Origin of the sequence: Gracilibacillus orientalis (genome assembly GCF_900114645.1) — a bacterium.
GTDB lineage: Bacteria > Bacillota > Bacilli > Bacillales > Amphibacillaceae > Gracilibacillus > Gracilibacillus orientalis.
Map to the genome: position 1 here is coordinate 1 of NZ_FOTR01000022.1, position 16,778 is coordinate 16,778.

The following is a 16,778-nucleotide window of genomic DNA, read 5'->3' on the forward strand; positions in this document are numbered from 1 at the left end:
TTAATTCCTCCTCTTTGTTTATCGTGGTTGAAAACATTGTATCATGAGGAATTAATAATGACTTTTCTTTTTACACAATTATATGGACTTAATCAACAAGCACAGAAGGTAGAGCATTGGTCTGTTCAAATGAGTAAGATTATTGTCCCACCTTCATTGTTTCTTACTGATCAAAAATCCATTCAGCTAAGCTATCTAACGTAAACGTCGGCTGTTTTTCAATTTCTTTGAGATCCTCTTTTGTTGTTACACCTGTATGTACTAATAGCGAATCAATACCAGCATTTATCCCTGCCAAAATATCTGTCGCATAATTATCACCAACCATTAAGGTCTCCTCTTTTGCAGTACCTAATACTTCAATCGCCTGCTCAACAATAATTGATTCCGGCTTTCCAATAAATTTAGGCTCGATACCTGTTGTTACTGATAAGACAGAAATTAAGGAACCAGCACCAGGCAAAAATCCACGCTCGGTCGGTAGTGCCACATCACCATTGGTCGCAACAAACTTTGCTCCCGCACGAATATTCAGTGCCCCTTTTGCTAATTTTTCATAGTTAATGGTTCGATCCAATCCCATTACAACAAAGTCTGCACCTTCATCAACAATTTCCAGCCCACATTCCTCCAAAGCCATATGCAATCCTTCTTCCCCGATTGGATAGACCTTTGCACCTGCCTTTTGTTCCTGTATGTAGCTTGCTGTTGCCATACTGGTGGTAAATACATGCTCGGTTGTACTCGGTACTCCCATGTCGACTAGCTTTTTCGATACCTCACTCGGATGTTTGGTAGAATTATTGGTTAAAAAGAGATATGGTAATCCTCTACGGTCCAGCTCTTTAACAAAATCAATTGCTTCGATTATTTTTTCTGTTCCTTTATAGACAGTTCCGTCTAAATCAATTAAAAATCCTTTATAGTTTTCCATGATATCCTCCTGAATTTTTTGAAAATTCCATGTATTTCATTTGTCATTTTCCTAATAAATGATAGTATATATTTATGACAATTAAGACTTAGCAGTTATTTGTATGGTATCATGTTAAATAATTTTACAGAAGTGTTTTACATGATAAAATATTAAAGTATGCTATTAATTTAGTGAATTACATAGTTATAAGCATATCGTGACACATATGCGCTTAACTCGTAAATAAACAAGTAGAAAGGTAGTTAAAGTTAATGACAACAAATAATCCAAAGGCAGTAATTGTGATTTTTGGTGCAACAGGGGATTTAGCTAACAGAAAACTTTATCCTTCCATTTACAGACTTTATCGAAATGGAAAGTTATCCGATAATTTTGCCGTAATTGGTGTGGCAAGAAGACCATGGACAAATGACGTATTTCGTGACAAAGTAAAAGAATCAATCGATAATTTTGATGATCCACATATTGACAAAGATGAATTTGCAAGTCACTTCCACTACAATCCATTTGATATCCAAGACCTTGAACACTATCAAGAATTGGAGACATTAATTAAAGAATTAGATGGCAAGCATGAAACAGAAGGAAATAGACTATTCTACTTCTCAATGGCACCAAACTTCTTTGGAACATTGGCAGCAAACCTTAAATCTGAAGGTTTAACTACGACAGAAGGTTGGACTCGTTTAGTTATCGAGAAGCCATTCGGTCATGATTATCAGTCAGCAAAAGAACTGAATGACCAAATTCGTGAAGCATTTACGGAAGATCAGATTTATCGTATCGACCATTATCTCGGTAAAGAGATGGTGCAAAATATTGAAGTTATCCGTTTTGCCAATGCCTTATTTGAGCCATTATGGAATAACCAATATATTTCTAACATCCAAATTACATCAAGTGAGATTCTTGGTGTGGAAGAGCGTGGACGCTATTATGATAGTGCAGGTTCATTAAAAGATATGGTGCAAAACCACATACTGCAAATGCTGGCACTGATTGCGATGGATCCACCAATCAAATTAACACCAGAAGAAATTCGCAGTGAAAAAGTAAAAGTATTACGTGCATTACGTGATCTGGACGAAAAAGAAGTCGATGATTACTTCGTTCGCGGTCAATATGACAAAGGTAATGTAAATGGCGAAGAGCTACCTGCTTATCGTAAAGGTAACGGCGTAGACCCTGAGTCTAATACAGATACATTTGTTGCCGGGAAATTAATGATTGATAACTTCCGTTGGGCTGGTGTTCCATTCTACATCCGTACTGGAAAACGTATGAAACGTAAATCAACGGAAATCGTGGTAGAATTCAAAGACTTACCAATGAATCTTTACTATGATAAAGAACATGAAACGAAATCAAATCTACTAGTGATTCACGTACAGCCACATGAAGGTATTACGTTACATGTTAATGCAAAGAAAGGCGACTACAATGCGTCGTCTACACCAATCACATTGAGCTATGACAATAACTCAGAAGATAAAATGAATACACCTGAAGCATACGAAATTTTATTACATGACTGTATGCGCGGTGATTCTACTAACTTTACCCACTGGGACGAAGTAGCCTTATCCTGGAAGTATGTCGATGTGATAGCAAATGCTTGGTCACAGAAAAAAGCTGACTTCCCTAACTACACATCAGGATCAAACGGTCCAGAAGAAGCAGATCTTTTATTAAACAAAGATGGTTTCGAATGGTGGGACGTTACGCCAGAATAAAGATACAGAAGCAATCAATCAATCTAACCTTGATTGATTGCTTTTTTCAAATCAAAGGAGGAGAAATGGCGATGAAATTTTATGATATTTCGATGAATGTCTATCCTGCCATGCAAGTGTGGGAAGACATAGTCAGTAAGAAACCTGTTTTTGATACACAAACGCATGGACATGTCACAGATACTACGGCTACACTAGGAGTTCACACTGGTACCCATATCGATGCACCATTACATATGATCAATGGCGCAGACACCTTTGAAACCATACAATTAGAACAACTTGTACGAAAAGTGAAAGTGATCGATCTCGAAAATGCAGAAGATGGTATCACCCGATCTTATTTGAAAGCGCATTCGATTGAGAAAAATGATTTTCTTTTATGTAAAACAAAAAATTCTTACTATGATAGTAAGTCTTTTGACTATGAATTTATTTATTTAAAAGAAGATGGTGCTGCATACTTAGTAGAAAAAGGAATTGAAGGTATCGGTATTGATACATTAGGTATAGAACGAAGCCAGGAGGGTCATCCCACCCATCGGAAGCTGTTTCGTGATGACATCATCATTGTTGAGGGTTTACGATTAAAGGCTATTGAACCTGGAGAATATTTTATGGTTGCGGCACCTTTGAAATTAGTTGGAACAGAAGCAGCACCAGCGAGAATATTGTTGTTTGATGAAGCTCCAAATGCGTGACTCATTATCTTGAATTCTCCCAGATAATTTGTGTTATTTGGTATTCCTCTCGAAGACACTTTCCACCATTTTTTTGATCTTTTGTCTTCGAGAACTTACTATGAGACTCTATCTCTGATTTATACGTTAAAAAACCCTCTTGCCAAAAAGCAAGAGGGTATCTTTTATTATTAATCTTCTAACCATTCTGTATGGAACACGCCTTCTTTGTCTACACGTTGATAAGTGTGGGCACCGAAGTAGTCACGTTGAGCTTGCAAGAGGTTAGCAGGTAACGTTTCTGTACGATAGCTGTCATAGTAAGCTAATGCACTAGCAAAACCTGGTACTGGGATACCGCGTTCCATTGCAATAGAAAGCACTTTACGTAGTGATGTTTGGTAGCTTTCCACGATTTCTTTAAAGTACGGATCAAGCAATAGGTTCGCAAGTGCTGGATCGCGATCATATGCTTCTTTAATTTTTTGTAAGAATTGGGCACGAATGATACATCCACCACGGAAAATCATAGAAATGTCACCATAACGCAGGTTCCAATCATTTTCTTCAGATGCTGCACGCATTTGTGCAAAACCTTGTGCATAAGAAACAATTTTACTCATATAAAGTGCTTTACGGATTGCTTCGATAAGCTCATCTTTGTCGCCTTCATATGGCTTGTCCCCAGCTGATGGTCCTTGTAGTACTTTACTTGCTGCTACACGCTCTTCTTTCATTGCAGAGATGAAACGCGCAAAAACAGATTCAGTGATAACTGGTAATGGTACACCTAAGTCTAGTGAGCTTTGACTTGTCCATTTACCTGTACCCTTTTGACCTGCTGTATCAAGGATTACATCTACCATTGGTTTGCCTGTTTCTTTATCTTTTTTCTTGAAAATGTCTGTAGTGATTTCGATTAAGTAACTATCTAATTCACCTTTGTTCCATTCACCAAATACTTCATGTAATTCTTCTGCATCTAAACCAAGTACATTCTTCAAAATGAAGTATGCTTCACAGATTAATTGCATATCACCATATTCAATACCATTGTGCACCATTTTCACATAGTGACCTGCACCATTTGGTCCGATATATGTTACACATGGATCACCTTCTACTTTTGCAGAAATTGCTTCGAAAATTGGTGCTACTTTATCATATGCTTCTTTTTGTCCACCTGGCATGATAGAAGGTCCCTTAAGTGCCCCTTCTTCCCCACCAGATACACCAGTTCCAATAAAGTGGATACCAGATTCGTCTAATTCTGCATTACGACGATTTGTATCTTTGAAGAATGTGTTACCACCATCGATTAAAATATCTCCTTTATCAAGAAGTGGTTTTAGTGAAGCAATGGTTGCATCTGTTGCCGGGCCTGCTTTAACCATCAACATGATCTTACGAGGTTTTTCAAGAGACTCCACAAATTCTTCAATTGTTTCTGCACCAACAAAGTTTTTACCTTTTGCTTCATTATTTAAAAATTCTTCTGTTTTTTGATAAGTTCTGTTAAATACTGATAGAGAGTATCCTCTGCTTTCGACGTTAAGCGCAAGGTTTTTACCCATAACAGCAAGACCTATCACACCAAATTGTTGTTGTTGTGCCATTGTTTTTATTCGCTCCTTTTCTGTTATCACTATGTATGATTCCATTGTCTATTTTACCATGAAATCGAATATTACTGTAGTGATCTGAAAAATTCACTCCATATACTAAGTTATTATAATGGAATGTGCACTGCAAGTCATAGCTATTAATTTTCTGAAAATTTATCTATTACTATCTTACAACACCCATTTTTCAATAGCTCTTGCTACACCGTCTTGGTCGTTTGTTGCTGTCTCAGAGTCAGCTACGTTTTTAACTTCTTCCTGAGCATTCCCCATAGCGATTCCTAATCCCGCTTCTTGGACCATTTTAATATCATTTAAGCTATCGCCCATCGCCAGTACCTGGGACATATTAATTCCTAAACGTTCACAAACGATTTCGATCGCTGCTGCTTTGTTAACACCAACAGCATTGACTTCGATATTGGTTGGGCTGGAGTTACTTAACTCAATTTCTTCCCAGCTTTCAATAGTTTCCATAATCTTTCCTTTTGTCTCCGGATCTTTCGTGTCAAATCCGAATTTTAACCACTGATGTGCTAAAATATCTTCAGGCACTTCTCCACGCCAAATTTGATCAGTTGAAGATAACCATGCCCATGTTTGGTGCTCTTCTTTTAAAGCAACAAGTTTTTCAATGACTCGTGCATCAAGCGTTTGACGGGCAATTAAATCACCAGTCATTGTCCAGATTTCACTGCCATTTACCGTTATCAGATAATGTATATCCAATTCTTTTGCAATATCAGAGCTGGTTTGATAATGTCTTCCTGTAGAAATAATCACTTCTACACCTTTTTCCCGGGCCTTTATAATTGCTTCTTTGTTCGTTTCTGAAACTCGATGATCATTACCTAACAAGGTTCCATCCATGTCTAGAGCAATGAGTTGTATATCCTTTTTCATATATTAGCTCCTTTCATCTTGCCTTCCCTTTTATTTTATGCGATGCAGTATGATTTAGCAAAAAAGGATACTTTGGGTATAATAAAGTATATCAATAAAAAATGAGGTGACATAAATGCAAAAACGAGCTGTAGTCAGTGTGGTTGGCAAAGACCAGGCAGGTATCATTGCCAAAGTAACCACTGTCATATCAGAAAATAATGTCAATATTTTAGATATTAGCCAGACCATTTTACAAGGCTTTTTTACGATGATTATGTTGATTGAAATTAATGATCCTAGTAATCTTGAGACCTTACAAGAAAAATTCAAGCCTGTTGAACAAGAATTAGGTTTAAAAATCAATATTCAATTAGAAGATGTTTTTCAAGCAATGCATCGTGTCTAAGGAGGGAAACTGATGCCAATAGCTTTTACCGAAATTCAAGAAACGATACGTATGGTAGAAATGGAACACCTCGATATTCGTACGGTGACAATGGGAATCAGCTTACGTGATTGCGCTGATCAAGATTTTGAAACAGTAAAACAGAAAGTATATGAAAAGATCACCAGTTATGCGAAAGACTTACAAACAACTGCTAATCAAGTGGCAAAAGAATATGGCGTTCCGATTATTAATAAACGAATTGCGATTTCTCCTGCTGCAGAATTGTTAGGTAACGCAACGAAAGAACAAGCAATCGAACTTGCTGAAACATTAGACAAGGCAGCACAAACATTAGAAGTAGACTTTATCGGCGGCTTTTCGGCTTTAGTACATAAAGGGATTTCTAAAGGGGATCAAGTATTACTCGATGCTTTGCCTGAGGCATTAAGTAAAACAGAGCGTGTTTGTTCGTCCATCTCTGTAGCAACAACAAGAACAGGCATTAACATGGATGCTACCCGTCAAATGGGACAGATTATTCACCAAACAGCCACATTAACGAAGGACGACAACAGTATCGGCTGTGCCAAGTTAGTTGTCTTCTGTAATCCCGTTGAGGATAACCCATTTATGGCAGGAGCTTTTCATGGTGCTGGAGAAGGTGAAGCAGTATTAAGCGTTGGGGTAAGTGGTCCTGGAGTTGTGCTTAATGCCTTGAAACGGTACCCAGATGCAGATTTAGGCGAAGTTTCTGATGTAATTAAGAATACAGCTTTTAAAATAACAAGAGCTGGTGAGTTAATTGGTCGTGTCGTTGCTGAACGCTTAAATGTACCTTTTGGAATTATGGACCTTTCCCTTGCACCTACGAACGCCATGAATGATAGTGTGGCTAAAATTTTAGAAGAAATCGGCCTGGAACGTGTAGGTACACATGGTACAATCGCAGCCTTAGCATTAATGAATGATGCAGTTAAAAAAGGTGGGGCGATGGCAAGTTCATATGTTGGTGGATTAAGTGGTGCGTTTATTCCAGTTAGTGAGGATAACGGTATGATCCGTGGTATTGAAGAAGGAGCTTTAAACCTTTCAAAATTAGAAGCGATGACCTGTGTCTGCTCAGTTGGATTAGACATGATCGCATTAGAAGGAAAAGCTAGTCCCGAGACATTGTCCGCTATTATTGCGGATGAGGCTGCCATTGGGATGATTAATAAAAAAACTACCGCGGTACGAGTGATTCCTGTGATTGGTAAAGAAGAAGGAGAAACTGTGGAATTTGGCGGCCTACTGGGACGTGCACCAATTATTGGTGTGAACCAGTTTTCTTCAGATAAATTAATCAAGCGCGGTGGTAGGATTCCTGCTCCATTACAATCATTGATTAATTAAAGTGTACTGTGTGGCACTTTTTTAATGAGGAAAAATTATTCCCAATAAAGACGACTGATACTTTTGAGAACCGGGTTTCTGCCCGGTTCTCTCTTTTTTTATTCTACTTGTATTTTCCTTAATACTTTTTTTTACTTAATGAATTCACAACTAAAGTAATGATAAATGCCAGCAAACATGGCACAATCATGGCGATTACAAATCCAATTGTATTGTTCGCTAATAGAGGTGCCGTAAAAGTGGGAACATAAGCAGTCCCTTTCACTTCAAATAAGCCAACCAATACTCCTCCAACCCCACCAGATAGCAGTGCACCTGCGAAGATCCATTTACTAGAGAACATAAATGGATAAGCCGATTCAACAAAGGTTCCAAATCCCATATTAATCGCAAATCCTGGTACAGCCACTGCAGCCTCGCCTTTATCGCGCGGGCGAATTATGTTAGCAAGGTTAATCCCTGCAGCAACCATTACTAAACCAACCATGTCGATCGCACCTAAGAAACTATTACCTGTTCTCTCCATTTCTAATAATACAATTGGTAAAATAGCTGCATGATATACACCGCCAATAATCGCTGGCCAGATTAGTACCCCGGCAATTGCTCCAGCTAATATCGGGTTGAATTCAACTGCAGTTTCAATTAATTCTTTAATACCATCACCGATAAACAAAGCAACCGGCGCAATCAAATAAAATACTAATAAACCGGCACCAAGACCAGCAAAACCACCTGATGCGATATTGACCGTTGTCATTGGAAAACGCCACTCCACAAATATTTTAAATAAAAAGCGTACAAATAAACCTGCTAAAATACCTGCAATAATTCCACCGATAATACCACCATCTACTGAAAGCACACCGGCAATGACACCAGCAACAATTGAAACTTCATCTAATTCTGAAACCTGTTTGGCTGCTATAACGGCAATAACAACAGGAAGTGCGCCAATCAACAAATCAAATACATCACCTAAACCCTCAAGACCTGGTATTTTACTTAAAGCTAAGATTAATGCCATTGCAATAAAACCAGGTAAAGCTGACATCATAATGCCACGAATATTAATATTCCTAAGACCAATTCCATTAGTAACCTGATTATTACTGCTCCCAAGAATAGGTCGATAATTCAACTTCAGTTCCTTGCTTAATGATGTAATGAAAGAAACTGCCCGAGTACGATTTGTAGTCCCTGTCGTACCGGACGTCGAAATGACATTCGCACCTTTAGAAGCTATAGTAGCCATAGAAGTACCACCCGTTCCTACGATCGGTACACTCTTTCTCGAAGCAGCTTCTATTGTGTTTTTATTTGTGTGAGCTGGATCACCGCTCATTACAATCAAACCATCGATCTCTCCATTGTTAATTTTGTCAGCTATTTCAAGATCAACTTGTTGTGCTTGTTGATTAATATCTTTCAATTTCTCTTTCTTTCCTTCAACAAAAACACTATTATTATCTATTGTCCATAAAGAAGCTTTCGTTGTATCTTTCGCGCTATCCATTGATATTTCCGCTCCAATAAATTGGACAATTTCAATTTTAATACTAGCACTATCCGTTTGTTTTCGAATTTCCTCTAGTAGTTTCTCTGGATTTTTCCCTCCTAAATTAAACAAGTTTCCTCCACTACTACCAATAATTGCAATCTTCTTCATATCAGTTTCCCCCAAGATAAAATGACATAACATTTTTTCATTATAGAGGAATTAGTTTTATTACGCTAGTGTACTAAAGTGTTTTTTCTTTATTTTCTGAATAGTTTTATTATTTAAAAAGGAATTGACGATTCCCCTCGTGTGATGATACTATAAACCTTATTGAATTGAATACGGTAGCTCTTATCAAGAGTGGTGGAGGGAATGGCCCTGAGAAACCCGGCAACCGTCAGTTAAGGCTGATAGGTGCTAAATCCATCAAAGCGTTTGTGCTTTGAAAGATAAGAGGACAATGAATAAACATCCTTTCTGTCCTCTTAGTGCAGAAAGGATTTTTTTATTGTGTTTACGGCACAATAGACGAAGGAGTGTGGAAGAATGATTCGAATTCAAAACTTATCGAAAGTGTATAAAACAAACAAGCAAGAAATTCAAGCTGTCGATAATGTCTCACTTAATATAGAACAAGGCGAAATTTTTGGTGTGATTGGATATAGTGGTGCTGGTAAAAGTACCTTTGTCCGTTTGATCAACCGATTAGAAGAACCAACAGACGGCTCTGTAGTGATCCATGATAAGGATATTACGAATATGCCGAAGAATCAGTTGCGGAAAAAACGTCAAAAAATTGGCATGATCTTTCAACACTTTAACTTATTATGGTCTAGGACCGTTTATGAAAACATCGCTTTTCCATTAGAAATTGCTGGTGTACCAAAGACAAAACAACAAGAAAAAGTGCTGGAATTAATTAATCTTGTTGGCCTTTCCGGAAAAGAAAATGCCTATCCATCACAGTTAAGTGGTGGTCAAAAGCAGCGTGTTGGTATAGCGAGATCCCTGGCCAATGACCCAGAAGTATTATTGTGTGATGAAGCTACTTCAGCACTTGATCCGGAAACAACAGATGATATTTTAGATTTATTAGTTTCCATTAACAAAAAATTAGGATTGACCATTATTTTGATTACACACGAAATGCATGTCATCCAAAAAATCTGCCACCGCGTTGCCGTCATGGAAAATGGAAAAGTGGTAGAGACAGGCGACGTACTGGATGTTTTTGTTAAACCACAATCCAAAACAACGAAGCGATTTGTTCAGCAACTTAATCCGTTAGAACATGAAAAAGATAAATTAGCTGAGTTTATCAATGATCGCGAGGACAGTGAAGTAGTAAAACTTCATTTTATTGGAAAAAGTGCAAAGCGTGCTCTTATCAGTGAGGTAGCCAAAACTTTTGATGTAGAGATCAATATACTGCAAGGTTCCATTGCACCAACTCAGGAAGGTGCTTACGGGACTTTATTTATCGAAATAAACGGTGAAAAAGAGATTCTAAAGAAAACAATCGAATTTATGGAAGACACCGGTGTGGAAGTTGAGGTGTTAAAGCATGCTTGAGGAGCTATTTCCTAATGTAATACCAGAGGATTTATGGGAAGCCACATTAGAAACATTTTACATGACGAGCATTGCGATACTCGGTACTTTAATTTTTGGTATTTTACTCGGGCTATTATTATTTCTAACAGATTCAGGGAACTTATGGCAAAATCGTTTTATTAATTTCATTACAGCAACCATTGTAAACGTATTTCGTGCCATTCCTTTTATCATATTGATTCTATTACTCTTCCCTTTTACCGATTTCTTAATTGGAACGATCAGAGGATGGAAAGCAGCATTGCCTGCATTAATTTTTGGGGCTGCACCATTCTATGCCCGTCTAGTAGAAATTGGCTTGAAAGAAATTGATAAAGGGGTAATAGAAGCAGCTAAAACAATGGGGGCTAAAACACATACTATTATTTTTAAAGTGTTGTTACCAGAATCGATGCCCGCTCTCATATCCGGTTTAACTGTTACTGGCATTGCATTAATTGGTTATACGGCAATTGCTGGTATTATTGGTGCAGGTGGACTTGGAGATTTGGCATATATGAAAGGATTTCAACGTCGTGATTTTGACGTAGTATTAGCATGTACGATACTTATTATAGTGATTGTGTTTATATTCCAATATATAGGAGATACACTATCTAAACTGATAGATAAAAGATAAATATAAAATATGAAGGGATGATTTATTATGAAAAAATTATTTACATTAGCACTAACAACTCTTTTATTAGTTGCATTAGCTGCTTGCGGAACAGACAATGAGGAAGAGAACAACGGAGAAGCTGATCAAGGTCCTAAGAAAATCGTAGTTGGTGCAACTAGTGTTCCACATGCAGAAGTGTTAGAACAAGCAGTTCCATTACTTGAAGAACAAGATATTGAACTTGAAGTTGAGATTTACCAAGACTACGTACTACCTAACCAAGACCTAGAGGACGGAATATTAGACGCTAATTATTTCCAACACATTCCATATTTTGAAGGTCAAAAGGAAGAAATAGGATATGACTTCGTTAATCTTGGCGGGATTCACACTGAGCAATTAGGAATATATTCAAAGGATATCAGCAGTGTAGATGAAGTTCCTGAAGGTACTGTAGTTATCTTGAGTCGTTCTGTTGCTGATCACGGCCGTGTGTTATCACTTCTACAAGATGAAGGATTAATTAAGATCGATGAAAATGTAACACCTGCAGATGCAACCATTGATGATGTCGTTGAAAACCCACTTAATCTAGAATTTGATGCAAGCATTGACGCTGGGCTACTACCAGAATATTATAACCGCGAAACAGATGCACTAGTTTCAATTAACGCAAATTATGCTATTGAAGGTGGCGTAAATTTTGAAGATGCGATAATTTTAGAAGAACCCGACTACACTTATACCAATATCATTGCAGCTCGTAGCGAAGACGAAGATAATGAAGCATTAAAAGCTTTGGTTAATGTACTTCAATCTGACGAAATCAAATCTTTCATGGAAGAAGAATATAAAGGTGCAGTAGTACCTGCAAAAGAATAGAGTATTACATCCAAACATTCATGGAAGAATTGGAAGCTACAGTAGTAACTATATCTGAGTAATCACCTAAGCACTTGGCTATTGAGCCAGGTGCTTTTTTTGTTTTCTTCTTTCCTTTACAATAAGACGGAAACTACACTAACGGCGGTCACAGTTTTATGTAGGGATTTCTAATGCAGATCAGTTTCTGTCGTTCTGTCCAATTTGTTGATACAATGGTGATTGGAGGTGCTATTGATGCAAAGATTATTTTTTGAGGATGCGTGGAATAGGACAATTAATGATGAGGATCGTTTAGATATAGAAAAGACTTTTGAGCAAACAAAAAAGGATGCTGACGATGGTGTCTCGTTTGTTCCGATTAGAAGCGCAGTAAATCACCGAAATGATTTACTTGTTACAACGTTAATTCATAACTTCCAATCAGAAGCCGCAGACCTGACCAACATCAACATCCAACTCTTTCAAGAAAACAAACAAATAACAAGCCAACAAATCGAGGAAACAAGACTACATTTGCCAGCAAAAACAACCATGCCCTGGACCTTCATTTTTCCTAAAATGGGTCATGAGAACAACAGTAATGTCTCTATTTCATTGAAAATAGGACGCTAGCCCTGCCCCTCTATCCCATCTCGGTTTCGGTAGCCGAATTGGCTGAGAATTAGGACGATTATTCCTATTGCTAATAGTACGAATAGTGGTGTCCACGAGAATTCTTCAACCGGGATTTGCGGGATATGGTTGAAACTTGAGATATTTGCTATCCATTCTGGTATGTCTATCATTCCACCTAAGTATACGGTAAAAAACGAAAATACCAGGTATGCCCATACTAGTGGTGTCCACTTTGGTAAAAATGCAAACAACAAATTTGCAATTGCTAAGATGCCTAACATAGCAGGTACATAAGACATTCCTGCTTTCAAAATATTTTCAAATGGAACCGGGTCATCCATTACTGCTGCTCCAGCTGCCCATAATCCATAAAGTGCAATAAATAGCGAGACAACTCCCATTACTATCGATATGCCAAGATAGTGACTTAACAATCTATATCTCGAAACACCTGTTGTTAACAGATGATCATTTCGTTCTTTCTTCTCTTCCCCACGTATTTTCAAAAACAAGATAACCATGGGAATTGTCGCAAATATCGATAAAATCACCATTAACATCGTGATAAATTGTTCTGTCAGTGTATAGTCTGGGTTATTGCCTAGCATTTGTTGCATCATCTCATTATCTGCAAAAAACGATTCCAGATCACCTAATACTGAACCATAAGAAGCACCTAAAAAAATCATCGCCATTAGCCATGCTATAATTTGTGTGCGCTGTAATCGTAAAACTAAACCTAGTGGTGATAATAACAGTTTCGAAGCTTCTTTTTTACCAGGCTTTGATGGCAATAAACCAGCACCTAAGTCTCTTCTGTTATGCAAGTAAAAGGCAAGCACAGTAAACACCAGTGTTATCACAACAGCTACTATGATCGGCCACCAGTCATTTTCCACATATACTTCCGTTCGTAAAATTAAACCTAAAGGTGACGCAAGACTCAATGCTTCACTGCTGACATCTCCAATTGCTCTTGCAAAATATGCCACAAGCAGCACAGCCATCGATAATCCCAACGCACCTCGTGATGTTTCCGTTAACTGGGTAATCACCGCAGTAATTCCGGTGAATATTAAACCTGTAACGGTTAAAATCGTCCCATACATTATCGAACCTTCTACACCGATTCCTTCAACATTTATTACAATTAAACTGATAGCTGTTGCCAATCCGATAAGTAAATTAACCAATGCTACTAAAATTAACGCACTGCTCAAGCTCGATAACCGACCAACTGGCATAGAGCGAATTAATTCAAATTTTCCTTCTTCTTCTTGTTTCCGTGTTAATTTTGTAATCATTAAAATACTCATAATTCCAAGGACTATAGCGGTAAACAGGAGCATTTGGTTCGCCATCATCGCCCCAATCGTATAGTTGTCAATTCCATACGCAGGTCCAACCATCGCGACCATCGCAGGATTTACAAGGGTTTGGGCCATTGCATCGCGCTCTTCTGCAGATCCGTAAAGATTCGAAAAAGCTCCTGCTACCACAACCGTAATCCCAACAACTGACAACGTCCAAATAATACTAGCAAGCCAATTTTGCCTAGCGTTAAAGCTGAGCAAAGATTTCAATTGATGAAAAAGCATTCCATCACCCCTTTTCTGCAGCACTATCAGTCTGGTAATGACGCATAAATAAATCCTCTAAAGTTGGTGGTGTGCTTTCAATCCGTTTCACACCAAATTCACTAACCTTCTGCATGACATCTGATAGCTTTTCTGGATCAACCTGGAATGAATATATTCCGTCTTCCTCTGTAAATTGGTGAATCCCTGGCTGATCACTTAATACTGCAGCTGACTTTTCGGTTTCAATTAATATGTTCGTTCTCGTTAGATGACGCAATTCATCCAACGTACCACTTTCAATCATCTCACCTTTTCTGATAATGCCAACTCGGTCACAAAGCTGTTCCACCTCGGATAATATATGACTGGATAACAGGACGCATTTCCCTTCATATTTCACTTCTTCCACACATTGCTGAAACATATTTTCCATTAAAGGATCCAGTCCGGACGTCGGCTCATCTAATATAAATAAATCAGCATCAGATGCAAAAGCGGCAATTAATGCAATCTTTTGTCGATTCCCTTTCGAATACGTACCTGCTTTTTTACGTGGATCTAACTGAAATTTCTCTATTAACGTATCACGCTTCTTCTTATTAATTCCGCCACGCAACTTTAAAAAAGTATCAATAATTTCTCCACCGGTTAAATTCTCCCAAAGATTCACATCCCCTGGGACATATGCCACCTTGCGATGAATCTCTACCGCATCTTTCCAGGCATCCCTGCCAAATATCGTCGCAGTACCTGATGTTGCTTGAATGATTCCTAATAAGACTCGAATGGTTGTCGATTTACCGGCGCCATTCGGTCCAATAAAACCATATACTTCCCCTTTCTTTACTTCCAGATCAATACCATTAAGAGCAGTAAACTTACCAAACTTCTTTGTTACTCCTTTTACTTCAATCATGTTCATATCAAAACCTCCTAAGTTTTGAAATATACTAACTTATATATTTCATAATATATAAGTATATGATTGATATCAAGTATTTTTTGAAATCAATTTGTTGTTATATTTCATAAATTACCTTAAAATAATATTACAAGAGGTGACAACAATGGACGGATTTAAAAAACGAACACATCAAAAAATGAATAGAATCTTGGAAGCATCTCTTCATCTTTTTTCTACTTATGGAATGAAAAATGTTCCTATAGCAAAAATAGCAAGTGAAGCAAATGTGTCCCAGGTTACGATATATAATTATTTTGAAAGTAAAGAAAACTTGATTTATGAAACAATGATATATTTTGTCGAAAAGGAATATCGAAAATTTCAAAACATCATAGACAGTGATGTCAGTTTCCCTGAAAAAATCGAGCAGATCATTTTCAACAAAAAGGACGACGCAGCAAAAATCAGTGAGGAACTATATCACTATCTGATGAATGATTTTTCAAATAAAGGATCTTATATAGATAAGGTATATCAAGAAAAATCAGTCCCATTATTCGAACAGTTGATAGCGGAAGGCAAAAGTACAGGCTATATTCATCGTGATATTTCAACAGAAGCAATGATGATCTACATTCATATGTTCAAAGACTACATGAAGAACGAGGATGTCAGCGACTATATTTTACCTTTAACAGAAGACATTATAAAACTGTTCTTCTATGGTATGATGGGTAAAAGAGACTAATGCTATGTGCTGCAGGGATGTTATTTCCGTAGACCTTTGGGGGCTCAAGCATTTGAGGAGAGGCGTTACGCATTGAAGAAGAAGATTTTATATGTTCTAACACAAGAAAGTATAAAATCCTTGGTATAACAGCGTTTTGTCTTATAGCAGCGACATAAATAAAGAGTGTTTTGAAAGGTATAGAGTGCTAGGCAATCGCTACGGCTGGCCACTTCCCTTTCCGTGGGGTTTTCCTCTCAGCTAACTTTTCCAAGCAAAAACGCTTGGAAAAGTTAGCTGAGAGGAAAACAGTTCCCACTGGAGTGGAAGCGTCCGGCCTTCGCTAGATAGTGATGCTACAAGGTTAGGTACACGGAACATGTCGAATTTTCTTAAAACATAGAATGGCCTACTTACACGCATTGTCGAGCATTATGTAGCGTAGGCGGCCAATTCGACTCCAGGGTGATCAGCGTGATCGGAAGATCCACTTTGCAAAGGGCTTTTCTTTGCAAAGTTAGCTGACGAGCATGCCACCCGGAAAGCGAAATGGACAAGCCGAAGCGGGTGTTATCTATACTATTCATTTCAACCGTATGTGAGCAAAGTAAACGATAAGATATCCACCCTTTTTGCAAGGTCAACATTCTTATTTTTGTCTGTTATAAGGACCGGGCGGGTTTTCCCAGTTTTTCTTAATGCAACTGGACTATA

At 37.8% G+C, this 16,778-nt stretch carries 16 protein-coding genes and 1 riboswitch; of the genes, 10 read left to right on the plus strand and 6 right to left on the minus strand.

The window, feature by feature from the left end; all coding sequences use genetic code 11:
* On the plus strand, positions 1 to 204 hold a 204-nt coding region (locus BM121_RS22320), incomplete at its 5' end, for a hypothetical protein (RefSeq protein WP_217649335.1).
* Here the strand turns inward: BM121_RS22320 and BM121_RS21220 are convergent.
* Positions 164 to 934 carry a TIGR01457 family HAD-type hydrolase gene (locus BM121_RS21220; protein WP_091486667.1) on the minus strand — a complete coding sequence of 257 codons (771 nt, stop codon included), beginning with the start codon at positions 932 to 934 and terminating at the stop codon, positions 164 to 166. The two genes, BM121_RS22320 and BM121_RS21220, sit on opposite strands and share 41 nt — an antisense overlap.
* A 254-nt stretch (positions 935 to 1,188) precedes the next feature.
* Between BM121_RS21220 and zwf the strand changes: the two genes are divergently transcribed.
* Both zwf and BM121_RS21230 read left to right on the plus strand, forming a co-directional pair.
* A complete protein-coding gene (zwf, locus tag BM121_RS21225; RefSeq protein WP_091486669.1) occupies positions 1,189 to 2,670 on the plus strand; it encodes a glucose-6-phosphate dehydrogenase in 1,482 nt (493 codons plus the stop codon).
* Positions 2,671 to 2,741: 71 nt separating this feature from the next.
* Positions 2,742 to 3,371, plus strand: coding sequence for a cyclase family protein (locus tag BM121_RS21230; protein ID WP_091486720.1), 630 nt, complete (start codon positions 2,742 to 2,744; stop codon positions 3,369 to 3,371).
* Positions 3,372 to 3,541: 170 nt separating this feature from the next.
* Here BM121_RS21230 and gndA read toward each other — a convergent pair whose 3' ends face one another.
* Together gndA and BM121_RS21240 are read right to left on the minus strand one after the other, a co-directional pair.
* Complete coding sequence (gene gndA / locus BM121_RS21235; protein ID WP_091486671.1) at positions 3,542 to 4,966, minus strand: NADP-dependent phosphogluconate dehydrogenase; 1,425 nt, start codon at positions 4,964 to 4,966, stop codon at positions 3,542 to 3,544.
* Between the two features lie 177 nt (positions 4,967 to 5,143).
* On the minus strand, positions 5,144 to 5,875 hold the full coding sequence (locus tag BM121_RS21240; RefSeq protein ID WP_091486674.1) for a Cof-type HAD-IIB family hydrolase: 732 nt from the start codon (positions 5,873 to 5,875) through the stop codon (positions 5,144 to 5,146).
* A 115-nt stretch (positions 5,876 to 5,990) separates the two neighbouring features.
* On the opposite strand from BM121_RS21240, the gene BM121_RS21245 reads away from it, so the two are divergent.
* Complete coding sequence (locus BM121_RS21245; protein WP_091486676.1) at positions 5,991 to 6,263, plus strand: ACT domain-containing protein; 273 nt, start codon at positions 5,991 to 5,993, stop codon at positions 6,261 to 6,263.
* 12 nt (positions 6,264 to 6,275) lie between these two features.
* Positions 6,276 to 7,637, plus strand: coding sequence for a PFL family protein (locus BM121_RS21250; protein WP_091486679.1), 1,362 nt, complete (start codon positions 6,276 to 6,278; stop codon positions 7,635 to 7,637).
* A 118-nt stretch (positions 7,638 to 7,755) separates the two neighbouring features.
* Here BM121_RS21250 and BM121_RS21255 read toward each other — a convergent pair whose 3' ends face one another.
* Positions 7,756 to 9,306 carry a PTS sugar transporter gene (locus BM121_RS21255; protein ID WP_091486681.1) on the minus strand — a complete coding sequence of 517 codons (1,551 nt, stop codon included), beginning with the start codon at positions 9,304 to 9,306 and terminating at the stop codon, positions 7,756 to 7,758.
* A gap of 180 nt (positions 9,307 to 9,486) precedes the next feature.
* Positions 9,487 to 9,594: riboswitch (SAM riboswitch) on the plus strand.
* Positions 9,595 to 9,684: 90 nt separating this feature from the next.
* Between BM121_RS21255 and BM121_RS21260 the strand changes: the two genes are divergently transcribed.
* From BM121_RS21260 to BM121_RS21275, 4 genes are all read left to right on the plus strand, one after another.
* Positions 9,685 to 10,710, plus strand: coding sequence for a methionine ABC transporter ATP-binding protein (locus BM121_RS21260; protein ID WP_091486684.1), 1,026 nt, complete (start codon positions 9,685 to 9,687; stop codon positions 10,708 to 10,710).
* Entirely contained in the window at positions 10,703 to 11,371 is a 669-nt protein-coding gene (locus tag BM121_RS21265; RefSeq protein ID WP_091486687.1) for a methionine ABC transporter permease, read from the plus strand. Before BM121_RS21260 ends, BM121_RS21265 begins: the two co-directional genes overlap by 8 nt.
* A 27-nt stretch (positions 11,372 to 11,398) precedes the next feature.
* Positions 11,399 to 12,235, plus strand: a complete 837-nt coding sequence (locus tag BM121_RS21270; RefSeq protein WP_091486689.1) for a MetQ/NlpA family ABC transporter substrate-binding protein — start codon at positions 11,399 to 11,401, stop codon at positions 12,233 to 12,235.
* A gap of 237 nt (positions 12,236 to 12,472) precedes the next feature.
* Positions 12,473 to 12,850, plus strand: a complete 378-nt coding sequence (locus tag BM121_RS21275) for an SLAP domain-containing protein (RefSeq protein WP_091486692.1) — start codon at positions 12,473 to 12,475, stop codon at positions 12,848 to 12,850.
* Here BM121_RS21275 and BM121_RS21280 read toward each other — a convergent pair.
* Both BM121_RS21280 and BM121_RS21285 read right to left on the minus strand, forming a co-directional pair.
* A complete protein-coding gene (locus BM121_RS21280) occupies positions 12,847 to 14,451 on the minus strand; it encodes an ABC transporter permease (RefSeq protein ID WP_091486694.1) in 1,605 nt (534 codons plus the stop codon). The genes BM121_RS21275 and BM121_RS21280 overlap by 4 nt on opposite strands.
* 4 nt (positions 14,452 to 14,455) lie before the next feature.
* On the minus strand, positions 14,456 to 15,355 hold the full coding sequence (locus tag BM121_RS21285; RefSeq protein WP_091486697.1) for an ABC transporter ATP-binding protein: 900 nt from the start codon (positions 15,353 to 15,355) through the stop codon (positions 14,456 to 14,458).
* Positions 15,356 to 15,500: 145 nt separating this feature from the next.
* On the opposite strand from BM121_RS21285, the gene BM121_RS21290 reads away from it, so the two are divergent.
* Entirely contained in the window at positions 15,501 to 16,085 is a 585-nt protein-coding gene (locus BM121_RS21290; RefSeq protein WP_091486701.1) for a TetR/AcrR family transcriptional regulator, read from the plus strand.
* Positions 16,086 to 16,778: the final 693 nt, after the last annotated feature.